This window comes from Paenibacillus sp. EB106-06-01-XG199 (genome assembly GCF_058791575.1).
The window spans coordinates 587,366-600,334 of sequence record NZ_JBYTDQ010000004.1; the positions used below are offsets into that span (position 1 = coordinate 587,366).

Genomic DNA, 12,969 nt, shown 5'->3' on the forward strand with positions numbered 1-12,969 from the left:
ACGCAGATAAGGCTGATTCCTGCACTTAGCTGTGCAATGCAGGAATCAGCCTCTTTCGCTTATTAAGTATAACTCAGTTTTGTCCAAAAATCCGCCCAGAACCCTTTTACTGAATAAGCGGCAAAGAAATGACAAACCGGGTGCCCTCGTTGACTCTGCTGCTTACAGAGATGCAGCCGCCATGATTCTTGATGATCCTGTCACTTACGGACAGCCCAAGCCCCGTCCCGTTTTCCTTCGTCGTAAAGAAAGGGTTGAACAACCTGTCCAGTGTTAAGATATCCATCCCTTTGCCGTTGTCGGAAATAAAGATACGGACCTCCGCCCCTTCCCGGCGTGCCCCTACCTCAATCTTTCCAATTTGGTCATCGTCTCGCTCTGTAATCGCTTCCATTGCATTTCTAATCATATTCAGCACCACCTGCTTCATTTGCTTGACATCACCGGAGATGATCATATCGCCATGCAGCGTGTGGAGATTAATCTGGCAGCCTTTCATCAAGGCTTCACTCTCTGTTAGCAGGACAACCTCTTTAAGCAATGCCGATACAGGAATCATGCTGACCTGCGGGACCGAAGGTTTGGAAGAAGTCAGAAATTCATGAATAATGTCATTGGCTCGGTCAATCTCAGCCAGTATAATTCTGCCGTATTCTTCTTTGCCTAATTGATGCAGGTGAGGATGAAGCAATTGAATAAATCCGCGGATCGCAGTGAGCGGATTACGAATCTCATGGGCGATAGAAGCGGACAGCTTGCCCAGCATAGCCAGGCTGTCATTCTGGTAAGCGGTTTGCTCGATCAGCTTGTAATCGGAGATTTCTTTGAACGTAAACAAATAACTGCCCTTCATTTGCTCTCCGCAGCATAAGGAAACCCGCCAGTAACGGCCGTATTCATCTACGAACTCATAGCTCTGCTTCCCCTTTTGCACCATCTCCCGATAACTCCGCAGTACCTGCTTCTTCTTAAAGCGGCTGAGCTGGATGTGAGATAGCAGATGAGCCATCGTGCAACCCAATAGAGAATGGCGGTTCAGTTCAAGCATGCCATACATTTGTTTATTAACAAAAGTTAGAACTCCCTCTTCATCAAAAAGTAAAATCCCACTGTCAATGTGCTCCAGTACATCCTCATATGTAGTGTCCATTGATCCGGATTGAAACGTTCTTGCCGGTAAAAGCAAGCTTTCTTGATATTGGCTTATCACGATACGAAGTTCCCCCTTTTACTGCATTTGACGAAGACGCTTAAGCGACATCAAATTACTATGTATTTGAGTATATGACGAAGCCGCCAGAACATTCGGAAATCGTATTATATTATCCAACCGTTTCAACTATATTCCAATCATATCCAAGAGAAGAAGACAACGCAATCGGAGAAACTGTCGAATCCTAAAAATATTTCTAAAATGATTCTTAAGACACATTAAATATCGTTCCAAAACAAAATTCCGCTCTTTTTCCGTACAAAAAAAAGCCCTCGCTGCCGCGAAGGCTTCCATAATGAAATATTCCAGGGCTATCCCATCGAATTCTTGATGACCTTAAGCTTTCTGCTGCAAGCGATGGCGCCGCTGACTCATTACGGCCAGGCGCTTCTTAAGCTCACGTTCCCATTTGGTATCTTCGATCTGCTTGGCAACAGCCAGCAGGTCAAGCGCCATATCGATCTGATTCTGCACAATGGCGAGAGGATCTTCACTCTCCACATTAATGACGTTTTCGAAGATCGCTTCCTCGTCTTCCATCACATAGTCTTGAAAATCAACATCGGTTACCCCGTCGCCATGAGCATACTCTGCCAGAATCTCATACTCATTTTCGACTTTGTAATGTACCTCTACCCGGTGGCATACCGGACAAAAAAGCAGGGGAACATTATGGACTTGCGTGCGATAATGTTTTAGGGTTCCCTTAGTTCCAACCATACTCGCTCCACAGCAAAAGCTCATACTTGTTCACCCTCCTTGGTAAGTTCCATTGATTTGGTATTATTGTATTACAAGATGCGGGGAGAGATTCCTCTCCTTCAGGCTATATATTAACCTCTGCGCCCGTTTTAAAACGAAATACCGTTAAATAAGGGCTCTTTGTTGCAAAAAACCCCCTTTCCGGGAATTGCTCCCGCAAGGAGGTTCTCATTAGTATATCAAAGAACGCTTAAAGACATAGGCTTACAGGTTCTTGTCGCCTGGTTTCCAGTTCATAGCGCACAGTCCGCCGGATTGCAAGGCTTGCAGAACACGAAGTGTTTCTTCTACGCTGCGGCCTACATCATTGTGGTTAACCACTTGATATTTCAATTCGCCTTCAGGATCGATGATGAACAGTCCACGAAGCGCCACGCCTTCTTCTTCGATCAGGACGCCATAGTCACTGGCAACCTTCTTCGTGATGTCCGAAGCAAGCGGGAAGTTGACTTGTCCAAGACCATTCATATCTTTTGGTGTGGTAAGCCATGCTTTGTGGCTGTGAATCGAGTCGATGCTCACACCCAGAATTTCTGTATCGAGTGCTGCAAAATCAGCAGCAGCATCGCTCAATGCTGTAATTTCTGTCGGGCACACAAAAGTGAAGTCAAGCGGATAAAAGAAGAATACAAGCCATTTGCCGCGATAGTCGGACAAGCTTACCTTACCAAAATCTTTACCGTCGCCCGTTACTGTTTCCATAGTGAAGTCAGGGGCTGGTTTACCTACCAAACGTTCTGCCATTGCTTAAATCCTCCTTTGATTATGTAAGAAAAACAACCACTTGTGACAGCTCCGCGAGGAAACCGGCGCAATATGCTTTTCTTGAATTATGATGGTTGGTCAATTTCTTATTGCTATAGACCAAATGGTATCATCGTACAAAATCAAAGTCAATATTACATTCATTACTTTTTTATAATTATTATAAATAAGCAACTTTCTGTGAAGTTTTTTGTTTTTTTGAGTCAAAGGAGGTAAGCTGTGGTACCTTACACTTTGCGGATCGCCGCAACAATCAGATCGCCCATTTCCGTTGTGCTGATCGCTTTGCTCTTGTCTACTGCAATATCGCTCGTACGGTGGCCTGCATCCAGCACTTCAGCCACAGCGGTCTCAATTGCAGCTGCCGCCTCCTCGTAGCCAAAGGTCATGCGGAACATCAGCGCAAGCGACAGGATGGTCGCGATGGGGTTGGCCAGACCTTGGCCGGCAATGTCAGGCGCGGAGCCGTGGACCGGCTCATACAGGCCGTAGCTGCCCTCACCCAGTGAAGCTGATGCCAGCATACCGATGGAGCCAGTCAGCATAGCCGCTTCATCACTCAGGATATCCCCGAACATGTTCTCGGTAACAATGACATCGAAGCTGGATGGACGGCGCAGCAGCTGCATTGCGCAGTTGTCCACGAGCACATGCTCCAATTCCACCTGCGGATACTCCGGAGCAATTCTGTTCACAACCTCACGCCATAAGCGGGACGTCTCCAGGACATTCGCTTTATCGACACTCGCCAGCTTATTTCGGCGTTTACCGGCAATTTCAAAGGCCTGGCGGACAATACGTTCCACTTCCGTTACGTTATATACGCAGGTATCAACAGCTTCTTCCCCATGCTCACCTTGGCGGCGCAGCTTCTCTCCGAAATAGATGCCCCCCGTCAGTTCCCGCACAACCATGAGGTCAGTGCCTTCCAGCACTTCCGGTTTCAGCGTTGACGCATCCTTCAGGCAATCGAACACAACAGCCGGACGCAGGTTGGAGAACAGCCCCAGTGCTTTGCGGATACCGAGCAATCCTGTTTCCGGGCGCAGCTCCTTCGGATTGTTGTCCCATTTCGGTCCGCCGACGGCTCCGAGCAGTACTGCATCTGCACTGCGGCAAATTTCCAGTGTATCTTCCGGCAGCGGGGTTCCCCGTTCGTCAATTGCAATGCCGCCGAACAGCGCATGCTCAGTTTCAAAGGCGTACCCGAATACCTCTTCCGCTTTCTTGAGTACTTTTTCAGCTTCAGCTACAACTTCAGGTCCGATACCGTCCCCGGCAATTACGGCAATTTTTTTAACGTCGCTCATTCCAGTCACTCCTTAGATTGCCTGCTTCACGCAGACATAGTTCTTCTTTATATTGTTGTATCATACCGCCGGGAAAAGGACAAAGATATAGATTCTATGGAAGTGATAGGTATCTCCTATAAGTCAACCAGACTTGAAGTAAGCGCTGTATCCACAAGTTCGCACAAAAGGCTCCCCAGTCATCTTCTTCCAGTCTGACCGGAGAGCCCTTTTACCACAAGCTTGTCATTGTGGATTAATGATTATCGAATCTGATCTTAAAAGCATTCTGCGAATTGGCATTGGCGTTCTTTACGGTGACTACCAGAGATGCATTCGGAGCCAGGTAATTGTTGAGTCCGCCGGACAGGCTGGAACCCCCAATCGTTCCCAGGTTTATTGTTTGTCCGTTGGCGTAAACAAGAGAATAGCTGCCTTGAAATTTACCCGTTACCTGGTCGGTTCCCGTATCCAGAGCACCTACGTTGGTAATTCTGAAAATTGCGGTTTGCGTTGTACTCGAAGTATTTTTGTACTTGAAGGTGACTGTATCATCATTTTTCAGGCTGTGCTGGATAAAATAATCCAGGTTGGGAATAAGAACGGTGGAAGAGACAGCAAAAACGGAAGACACCATACTGAACATCATTACTAATGCGACTCCAGCAGATAAGATACCTTTTTTTCTCATAATATTCCTCCTTTAGAAAATGTAAGCGTATTTATATGCTTGTCTCCATTCTACCATTATGGTTAAATTTGTATATACATTTATTACTGATTTCTGCAAGTGCTGCTGTGTTTGCTCTTGTTTCTTGAGTTGTTTACAATTAGTATGCAGTTGTTCGTCAAAATGGATTGAGGGAGGGGTTGCAGAGTGCAATACACGAAGCTTGGCAAGTCCGGTCTGAAGGTCAGCCGCCTGTGTCTGGGAACGATGAACTTTGGTCCGATTACGGATGAGAAGGAAGCCTTCCGCATTATGGATGCTGCGCTGGATGCCGGGGTCAACTTTTTTGATACCGCTAACATTTATGGATGGGGTGAGAACTCCGGAATGACGGAGACGATCATCGGCCGCTGGTTCAAGCAGGGCGGCGGCCGGCGTGAAAAGGTCGTGCTGGCCACCAAGGTCTACGGGGCAATGAGCGACAAACTGGACGGACCCAACGATGAAGCAGGCCTGTCCTCCTATATTATCCGCCGCCATCTGGAAGGCTCACTACAGCGCCTGCAGACTGATCACATCGAGTTGTACCAGATGCACCATATCGACCGTAAGGTTTCCTGGGGCGAGCTGTGGGGTGCATTTGAGCTCGCTGTAAGCCAAGGCAAAATCGGCTATGTCGGCTCCAGTAACTTTGCCGGATGGGATATTGCCGTGGCACAGATGGAAGCGAAAGCCCGCGGTTTCCTAGGTCTAGTATCGGAGCAGCATAAATACAGTCTGACCTGCCGTCTCCCTGAGCTTGAGGTGCTGCCTGCCTCGAAGAATCTCGGCCTCGGCATTATTCCGTGGAGCCCGCTCGACGGCGGTCTTCTTGGCCGGAATGCACTCAAGAAGATTGAGGGCAGCCGCAGCGGCGGCAACTCTGAACGTGTAGAGCAATACAAGAGCCAGCTTACGGCCTTTGCCGATTTAAGCCGTGAGCTCGGGGAGCCACAGGATAATATCGCTCTGGCCTGGCTGCTGTCCAACCCTGCCGTAACGGCGCCGATTATCGGGCCGCGGACGCTTGAGCAGTTCGAAAGCGCCTTGCGCTGCCTGGAGATTGTGCTGGAGGAATCCGTGCTGAAGCGGCTGGATGAAATCTTCCCGGGACCCGGCGGGGAAGCCCCGAAAGCCTATGCCTGGTAGAACGCCACGGCCGTTAACTTCAGCCAATGGGCAGAAGCAGACCGGAAGAACCCTGTCCTTTTATTGATCTTATAAAGCAATAAGGAGCTGTTCTCCCGTAGAGCACAAGGGGGAACAGCTCCTTAATTTAATTATTCAGTCGTATCCACGGTCACTGCACCGTTGCTGGTTGATAAAGATACCTTATGGGTTCCGCTGCCAAGTACGGCAGTTCCATGGTTATCACCGTCGCGCTGCCAATTGATATTCCCCTTCAGCGCACCGTTGCTGGTGTCGGCAGTAATCTTTGCATCGCTTGCTGCCGGCAGGCTGGCGGTAATTTTACCGTTGCTGGATTTGAGATCCCAGTCACCTGTAGCCGCCGAGTCAATGGTAATCCTGCCGTTGCTGCTCTTGGCCGTTAAGGTGCCGTCTATATTCCCCAGGGTAATCGCTCCGTTGGAGCTGACAAGCTTCGCTTCCCCCTTAACATCTTTCACCACCATTGTGCCGTTACTCGTGTGGGCATCTACACCTCCGGCAACATCATGAATATCCAGGGTGCCGTTGCTGGTGTCAATTTCAATACCAGCCTTCAGGTCTGAGGCCTCAACTGAACCATCGCCGGTGTCAACTTCCACAGCCAGATTCATAGGAAGATTGACGTTCAGGTACGGATCCTTGAAATTAAATCCGATTTGAATATCGAGCCAAGTCGTTTCTTCGTCCAGCTCCAGAGTTAGGGTGTCTCCTTCCGTCGTCACCTTCCACTTCTTTTCCAGCGCACTTGCTGCTTCACTTGCCGATTTACCCGGAAGCTCCAGGCTGCCTTCATAATCAAGCGTACTGCCTTCCACACCTTGAACCTTAACCTTCCCGTTCGGCAATTCAATCTTAATTTTTTTGATTTCCGGCTTTACCTCCACGGTTCCGCTGAGCGGAGCCAGCTGTGTCTTGCCGAGAATGCGGCTTATTGAGCCGCCGGTCAGCACAGTTTGTGCTCCACTAGCTGCGACCAGCACAATGATTAGGACAACTGCCCAACCACTGACACGGCTCTTAACCTCTGATCTGATGAAAAGCCTGAGCAGCATTTCCAGGCCGAACAGAATGAGCAACGCAGGCCAGATAAAACCCAGTGCGTCATACGTTACCACATCAAATTGGGCAAGTACAATTATGACACCCAGCACGATGCAGCCAATTGCGGCCGTAAAACTGCCGATTTTCCATCTCCCCATGGTTCATTTCCCCATTTCTCTATACTTTAGGATTTTTTCTAAGCATACTAAGCCCGTACCCGATTAAGCCAAGCGACAGCAGAATTGCCCCGATGTTCATATCTGTGAGAATGTGCCAGAGCCATGGGAAAGCAGTAATCAACAGCAGCAAGAAACCCACTACTACACAGCCAATACCCACCCAGACCGGATTCAGATCGTCATGCGGATAATCTGGAGCCGCAGGCATCCCCATCGTCCACGGCGCTCCGAAACTGTCTGGATGAAACATCATCCGCTCATGCTCAGCGGCGGATACTTTCATCCAGGCCGCCTTCTGCAGCGCATCAAACAGCTGGTAGAACCATAAGGCCGCGAGGGCGAATGGAAATACCGTCGGCATGGAAGGAATAAGTATGATGCAGAGCGATGCTCCAATCATATACTGAAGGCCCAACTTTTTGAATCCCAGATATAAATGGCCAATCCCTGGAACCATCGCGAGCAGAAACGTCAGCCAGCGTCTTTTTTTAATCATCTAATATGCTCCTTTAGTGTTAATTTTCTATTCAGCGCTTCCTTGAGCATTAAACCAGGATGAGACTGAAGTTGACATATGCCCATTAATTTCATTGATGCCATAGGCCAGATTCTCAAATACCCCCAATTGAAGCAGCAGGAAGGTTAAGCAAACAGCAAGTCCATAATGCATCCATGAGGTTCCTGGTGCAGTCCGGCGTCTGGACATAGTCGATTTAACGGTACGCTCTCTGCGCCCGGTTTCAAGCTGTTCAATGCGTGACATCACATCGGTGGTAAAGTCGGGATACTCCGGAAGATCCACCAGTTTCCCGCCCGTTTCCATCTCGCTCCACAGCGCCGCCAGCCCTCTGGCTTCTTCCAGCCACTGCGCGCAGTCGGGACAAGATTCAATGTGCAGACGAACATTCAACTCCATTTCAGGAGACAGCCAGCCTTCAATATAATGTGGCATCCATTCTTTTACTGTTGCACAATTCATCGCCATTCCTCCCCGCTTTTACGCATCATCTGTCTGGCCCTGTAGAGCTGCGATTCCACTGTTTTGACTGAAATCCCTTTTTGATCAGCAATTTCCTGATAGGAGTGACGCTGAAAATAATACAACTGCACGACCGACCGGTACGGTTCTGTGAGGTTGTTCAAATTCTCGTCCAGCTCCTGCGAGGCTTCCTTGCGCAGTGCAGCAGATTCAGGCGTCTGCGTCGTTACCCAGTCATTCTCCGTGTAATCTGCCATACTGCGGTGCCGCCACTCCCTGTCATTCGCCCGTTTCCAGTCGAGACAGGTCCGGTAAGCAATCCGGTACAGCCAGGTGGAGAATGAAGACTGCCCCCTGAAGGAGGGAAGTGCCTTGTAGGCTTTTATGAAGACTTCCTGGGCCATATCCTTGGCCGACTCGGCTTCTCCTGTAATTTTGATGCATACTCTATACACCATGCCTTGATAACGATTGACCAGATGCCCGAAGGCCTGGTGCTCGCCGCTTAGCACAGCAGAAATCCACTCCGTCTCTTCCAGTATTCTCCCCTCCTTCAGCTTCATAAAGTTAGACGCCGGGCAACCGGAGTTCCCTGCAACGTTTTTAAATAATTTTTCTCATGAACATTCAAGCCTATTATGTATATCCTACAACAAGATAAATCCCTTTTTGAAGGATTAATGCCTTTTCTTGTCGAAATCACCTCATTATTATGGCAAAAAGCAAACTTATCCTAGTGATTGCCTTAACACTCGGAACTACAAACTCATAATAAATTGGTGGTGATTCAATGATTCGCGCAGTGCTTGTGGATGATGAGCGGCTTGCTCTCATGAATTTGAAGATGATGCTAGAGGCACTGGGGAATGTTGCGATTGTGGCTACCTTCACAGATTCAAGGAAAGCCGTCAGCGAAGCCGCTTACCTGAACCCTGACGTTATCTTTCTCGACATCGATATGCCCGAATTAAACGGACTGCAGGCAGCAGAAATCATACAAATTCACTGCCCCCGGACAAGCATTGTCTTTGTTACCGCTTATAACAGCTATGCAGTGGATGCCTTCGAGCTTCATGCCCTTGACTATGTTCTGAAGCCTGTGCGAAAGGAACGGCTGATAAAAACTCTCGCTCGCGTGGAGAAGAAAATGCACCATGCGCCGCAAGTGAACAACGGGAGTGAAATGATGATCCGTTGTTTCCAATGTCTCCGGTTCGAACGGAACGGACTGCAGCTGCACGATATCCGCTGGCGTACCGCAAAGGGGCAAGAATTATTCGCCTTTTTATTTCATCACCGAAATCGCTTCATCAGCAAAGACACGCTAATTGATCTGCTGTGGCCTGATTTCAATTTAAAGAAGGCTTCCAACCATCTGTATACAACTATTTATCAAGTGCGTCAATGCCTGAAGCAAGGGAAAACAGATCTGCAGATCAGAAATCTAAGCGGCGGGGAAGGTTATAAGCTGGAAACAGGAAGCATGCTGGTAGACAGTACAGAATGGGAAAAAGGAATCTTATCCCTTGAGCCGATAAATGCTGGTAACTATGGGCAGTACCAGTATTGGTTTGGCTTCTACTCGGGCGATTATTTGGCCGACTATGATTATTTGTGGGCAGAAAGTGAACGCCAGCGCCTGCGAAGCATCTGGCTGCATCATGCGATGGAGATGGCCGAGTTCTATATCGGCTGCGGAAAAATCCCGGAGGCGGTAACCGTGTATCAGCGGATTGTACAGCTGCAGCCTTATTTTGAGCAAGGCCATTTAGGCCTCATGAAGGTCTATGACCGCATAGGAGAACGTTCGGCGGTAGAGGAGCAATACAACATCTTAACGGATTTGCTGAACAGGGAGCTCAGCATTGAGCTGCCCGTCAATATTGAACGCTGGTATCATAATTGGAAGCATCACCTTCTCTGAATCCTCTAGAATGTCCCCCTCCTTTTTTGCAATCAAAAAAGCTGCCGGTACAGCAGACATTATTCCACTGTACTGACAGCTCGATAAGAACTTGTTTAGAGACACTGCACTTCTTTACAGCTGAGCATGATCACGCTGCGTGTAGGTTTTGCGTTTCTCCAGCAGCTTGTTGAGCGCATCCAAATAGGCTCTGGCACTGGCTTCAAGAATATCCGTGCTCAGTCCGCGGCCCTGTGCGGCCACTTCACCCTGCGACAGTACGACATGCACCTCTCCCTGCGCGTCTTTGCCCCGGCTGACCGCTTTAATCGAATAATCTCCGAGTGTCACTTCCTCACCCGTAGCCTGATCAATGGCATTATAAATCGCATCCACCGAGCCGTTACCTTCGGCCACCGCCACAATCGGCTGAGCCTCCTGGCTTTTAATAACAACCTTGGCGGTTGGCGTAGCTTCATTGCCATAGGTAACGTAAATCGTCTGCAGGCTGAAAATTTCCGGCGTATCAATCAGCCTCTCTTCCAGCAGCGCCATAATGTCCTCATCGGACACTTCCTTCTTCTTATCCGCCAGTTCCTTGAACCTTGCGAAGGCAGCGTTCACCTCTTCTTCAGAAACATCGTATCCCAGATCGCTAAGCTTATCGCGGAAGGCATGACGTCCGGAGTGTTTGCCAAGCACTAGCTTGCTCTCTTTGAGGCCGATGGTCTCAGGTGTCATGATTTCGTAGGTAGTCTTCTCCTTCAGCATGCCATCCTGATGAATACCCGATTCATGGGCAAAGGCGTTGGCACCAACAATCGCCTTGTTGCCCGGTACCACCATCCCGGTCAGCTTGCTGACCAGACGGCTTGTGCGTGAAATTTCCGAAAGCACCAGCGAAGTTTTTGCATTAAAAAACTCACTGCGCGTCTCCAGCGCCAGCGCGACCTCTTCAATCGCCGTATTTCCGGCCCGCTCACCGATACCGTTGATTGTGCCTTCGATTTGATCCGCACCATTCTGGATCGCAGCAAGCGTATTGGCGGTGGCCATACCCAGATCATTATGACAGTGGGCGCTAAGCTGAACCCGCTCGATGTCCGGTACATTGTCCTTCAGGAATTTGAAAATAGCCCCGTATTCCGAAGGGTTCAAATAACCTACTGTATCGGGAATATTCACTACATTGGCACCCTCACGGATGGCCATAGCCACCATCTCGGCCATGAAGTCACGCTCTGTACGCCCCGCATCTTCCAGTGAAAACTCCAGCTTGGAAAAATATTTCTTGGCATAGCGGATAGCGGACTGCGCTGTCTCCAGCACCTGTGCTTTATCCATGCGCAACTTGTGCTGGCGGTGGATGGGTGAGGTGGCAAGAAAAATATGAATGCAGGGGTCCTGCGCTCCCTTCAGCGCTTCTTTCACCGCATCAATGTCACTCTCTCTGGAGCGGGAAAGACCGATCAGGGTAACATTCTTCACGGCTTTTGCCACTGCGTTTACCGCTGCCAGATCACCCGGTGAAGCCGCAGGGAATCCCGCCTCCATCCGGTCAATGCCCAGCTTTTCCAGCTGGTAAGCGATTTCGACTTTCTCTCGTGTGTTGAGGTTCACACCCGGCGACTGCTCTCCGTCACGCAGCGTCGTGTCGAACACATAAATTTTCCGCATGCTGAGCACCTCCTGAAAATTGTGCTTAAACCCTCAAATGCGGCCCGCAAAAGTTACGGCCGCATCTGAGGATTGCACTATAGTTTCAATAATCTTAAGTATATGAGCTTATTTCTTAATCCAGTGCATCATTTCACGCAGCTGGCTGCCTACTACTTCTACCGGATGAGCAGCTTCGTTGCGGCGGGTAGCTGTAAGGAAAGCACGGCCGGACTGGTTCTCAAGGATAAAGTCACGGGCAAATTTACCTTGTTGAATATCGGTAAGCACAGCCTTCATTGCTTTTTTGGTTTCATCCGTAACAATGCGTGGACCGGTTACATAGTCGCCGTATTCAGCAGTGTTGCTGATGGAATCGCGCATAGTGGCAAGTCCGCCTTCATAAACGAGGTCAACGATCAGTTTAAGTTCATGCAGACATTCAAAGTATGCCATTTCAGGAGCATATCCTGCTTCTGTAAGAGTTTCGAAGCCGGCTTTGATCAGAGCGGATACACCACCGCAAAGTACAGCCTGCTCGCCGAACAGATCGGTTTCGGTTTCTTCACGGAATGAGGTTTCGATAACCCCTGCGCGGGTACAGCCAATGCCTTTGGCATAAGCAAGGCCGATTGCTTTAGCATTTCCGGTTGCATCCTGCTCGATAGCGATCAGACCAGGAACGCCGAAGCCTTCAACATAAGTACGGCGAACCATGTGACCCGGGGATTTTGGTGCTACCAGCAGCACATCTGCATCCTTAGGAGCAACGATTTGACCGAAATGCACATTGAAGCCGTGGGAGAACATCAACGCTGCGCCGCTTTTGAGATTCGGTTCAATTTCATTCTTATATACGGATGCCTGTGTTTCGTCCGGCATGAGAATTTGCACTACATCTGCACGGGATACTGCTTCAGCTACCGGCAATACTTCAAACCCGTCATTTTTGGCGGTTTCGAAGGATTTACCTTCGCGCAGGCCGATGACAACCTGAAGCCCGCTGTCGCGCAGGTTTTGCGCCTGGGCATGCCCTTGGCTACCGTACCCGATTACTGCAATTGTCTTCCCTTTTAACACACTAAGTTCTGCATCCTGTTCATAGTACGTTGTCACTGCCATTGTCAATATCCTCCTTTAATTTGGGACCCATCGTAAAGAGCGGGTACTTCAAGAGCGCCAACTCGCGGTGGTGATCCGGACTGAGATTCAGGCTGCTCCTCAAGTCCCCGCTCTTTAGCGGGAACATTCAAATGATCTCATCAAATTAATGCAAACCAGCAGTAATCCGTTAAAGCCGTAA

General features: G+C 49.2%; 13 protein-coding genes. 2 read left to right on the forward strand and 11 right to left on the reverse strand.

The window, feature by feature from the left end:
• Nucleotides 1-106: 106 nt before the first annotated feature.
• The 5 genes from AC3WT9_RS17690 to AC3WT9_RS17710 all read right to left on the reverse strand — a co-directional run bounded on the left by AC3WT9_RS17690 (nt 107) and on the right by AC3WT9_RS17710 (nt 4,720).
• Entirely contained in the window at nt 107-1,210 is a 1,104-nt protein-coding gene (locus AC3WT9_RS17690) for an ATP-binding protein (RefSeq protein ID WP_341090601.1), read from the reverse strand.
• A gap of 339 nt (nt 1,211-1,549) precedes the next feature.
• Complete coding sequence (locus AC3WT9_RS17695) at nt 1,550-1,957, reverse strand: hypothetical protein (protein ID WP_341090600.1); 408 nt, start codon at nt 1,955-1,957, stop codon at nt 1,550-1,552.
• A gap of 222 nt (nt 1,958-2,179) precedes the next feature.
• A complete protein-coding gene (locus AC3WT9_RS17700; RefSeq protein WP_038587292.1) occupies nt 2,180-2,719 on the reverse strand; it encodes a peroxiredoxin in 540 nt (179 codons plus the stop codon).
• A 248-nt stretch (nt 2,720-2,967) separates the two neighbouring features.
• Nucleotides 2,968-4,050, reverse strand: a complete 1,083-nt coding sequence (gene leuB, locus AC3WT9_RS17705) for a 3-isopropylmalate dehydrogenase (RefSeq protein WP_341377636.1) — start codon at nt 4,048-4,050, stop codon at nt 2,968-2,970.
• A gap of 235 nt (nt 4,051-4,285) precedes the next feature.
• Complete coding sequence (locus AC3WT9_RS17710; RefSeq protein ID WP_341377635.1) at nt 4,286-4,720, reverse strand: hypothetical protein; 435 nt, start codon at nt 4,718-4,720, stop codon at nt 4,286-4,288.
• A gap of 186 nt (nt 4,721-4,906) precedes the next feature.
• Here AC3WT9_RS17710 and AC3WT9_RS17715 point away from each other — a divergent pair, with 186 nt between their 5' ends.
• A complete protein-coding gene (locus tag AC3WT9_RS17715; protein WP_341377634.1) occupies nt 4,907-5,887 on the forward strand; it encodes an aldo/keto reductase in 981 nt (326 codons plus the stop codon).
• A gap of 131 nt (nt 5,888-6,018) precedes the next feature.
• On the opposite strand, the gene AC3WT9_RS17720 is transcribed toward AC3WT9_RS17715, so the two are convergent.
• From AC3WT9_RS17720 to AC3WT9_RS17735, 4 genes are read right to left on the reverse strand one after another with little or no spacing between them, the layout of a single operon-like run.
• On the reverse strand, nt 6,019-7,107 hold the full coding sequence (locus AC3WT9_RS17720; protein WP_341377632.1) for a DUF4097 family beta strand repeat-containing protein: 1,089 nt from the start codon (nt 7,105-7,107) through the stop codon (nt 6,019-6,021).
• Between the two features lie 19 nt (nt 7,108-7,126).
• A complete protein-coding gene (locus AC3WT9_RS17725) occupies nt 7,127-7,624 on the reverse strand; it encodes a hypothetical protein (protein ID WP_038587282.1) in 498 nt (165 codons plus the stop codon).
• 27 nt (nt 7,625-7,651) lie between these two features.
• Nucleotides 7,652-8,107: an anti-sigma factor family protein gene (locus AC3WT9_RS17730; protein WP_341090593.1), complete on the reverse strand. Its 456-nt coding sequence runs from the start codon at nt 8,105-8,107 to the stop codon at nt 7,652-7,654.
• On the reverse strand, nt 8,104-8,670 hold the full coding sequence (locus AC3WT9_RS17735) for an RNA polymerase sigma factor (protein WP_341090591.1): 567 nt from the start codon (nt 8,668-8,670) through the stop codon (nt 8,104-8,106). Before AC3WT9_RS17735 ends, AC3WT9_RS17730 begins: the two co-directional genes overlap by 4 nt.
• 227 nt (nt 8,671-8,897) lie before the next feature.
• Here AC3WT9_RS17735 and AC3WT9_RS17740 point away from each other — a divergent pair, with 227 nt between their 5' ends.
• Nucleotides 8,898-10,031 (forward strand): response regulator, encoded by a 1,134-nt coding sequence (locus tag AC3WT9_RS17740; RefSeq protein ID WP_341090590.1) that lies wholly within the window; start codon nt 8,898-8,900, stop codon nt 10,029-10,031.
• Nucleotides 10,032-10,145: 114 nt separating this feature from the next.
• Here the strand turns inward: AC3WT9_RS17740 and AC3WT9_RS17745 are convergent, their stop codons facing one another.
• Both AC3WT9_RS17745 and ilvC read right to left on the reverse strand, forming a co-directional pair.
• The gene (locus tag AC3WT9_RS17745) at nt 10,146-11,687 is read right to left on the reverse strand and encodes a 2-isopropylmalate synthase (RefSeq protein WP_341090589.1); all 1,542 of its coding nucleotides are present in this window, start codon (nt 11,685-11,687) and stop codon (nt 10,146-10,148) included.
• 108 nt (nt 11,688-11,795) lie between these two features.
• Nucleotides 11,796-12,788 (reverse strand): ketol-acid reductoisomerase, encoded by a 993-nt coding sequence (gene ilvC / locus AC3WT9_RS17750; RefSeq protein WP_038587276.1) that lies wholly within the window; start codon nt 12,786-12,788, stop codon nt 11,796-11,798.
• Between the last annotated feature and the right edge of the window lie 181 nt (nt 12,789-12,969).

Coding starts and splice junctions, on each gene's coding strand:
- ilvC (WP_038587276.1), bottom strand. CDS start 12,788: ATGGCAGTGACAACGTACTATGAACAGGATGCAGAACTTAGTGTGTTA.
- AC3WT9_RS17695 (WP_341090600.1), bottom strand. CDS start 1,957: ATGAGCTTTTGCTGTGGAGCGAGTATGGTTGGAACTAAGGGAACCCTA.
- AC3WT9_RS17730 (WP_341090593.1), bottom strand. CDS start 8,107: ATGAATTGTGCAACAGTAAAAGAATGGATGCCACATTATATTGAAGGC.
- AC3WT9_RS17735 (WP_341090591.1), bottom strand. CDS start 8,670: ATGAAGCTGAAGGAGGGGAGAATACTGGAAGAGACGGAGTGGATTTCT.
- AC3WT9_RS17720 (WP_341377632.1), bottom strand. CDS start 7,107: ATGGGGAGATGGAAAATCGGCAGTTTTACGGCCGCAATTGGCTGCATC.
- AC3WT9_RS17745 (WP_341090589.1), bottom strand. CDS start 11,687: ATGCGGAAAATTTATGTGTTCGACACGACGCTGCGTGACGGAGAGCAG.
- leuB (WP_341377636.1), bottom strand. CDS start 4,050: ATGAGCGACGTTAAAAAAATTGCCGTAATTGCCGGGGACGGTATCGGA.
- AC3WT9_RS17700 (WP_038587292.1), bottom strand. CDS start 2,719: ATGGCAGAACGTTTGGTAGGTAAACCAGCCCCTGACTTCACTATGGAA.
- AC3WT9_RS17725 (WP_038587282.1), bottom strand. CDS start 7,624: ATGATTAAAAAAAGACGCTGGCTGACGTTTCTGCTCGCGATGGTTCCA.
- AC3WT9_RS17740 (WP_341090590.1), top strand. CDS start 8,898: ATGATTCGCGCAGTGCTTGTGGATGATGAGCGGCTTGCTCTCATGAAT.
- AC3WT9_RS17710 (WP_341377635.1), bottom strand. CDS start 4,720: ATGAGAAAAAAAGGTATCTTATCTGCTGGAGTCGCATTAGTAATGATG.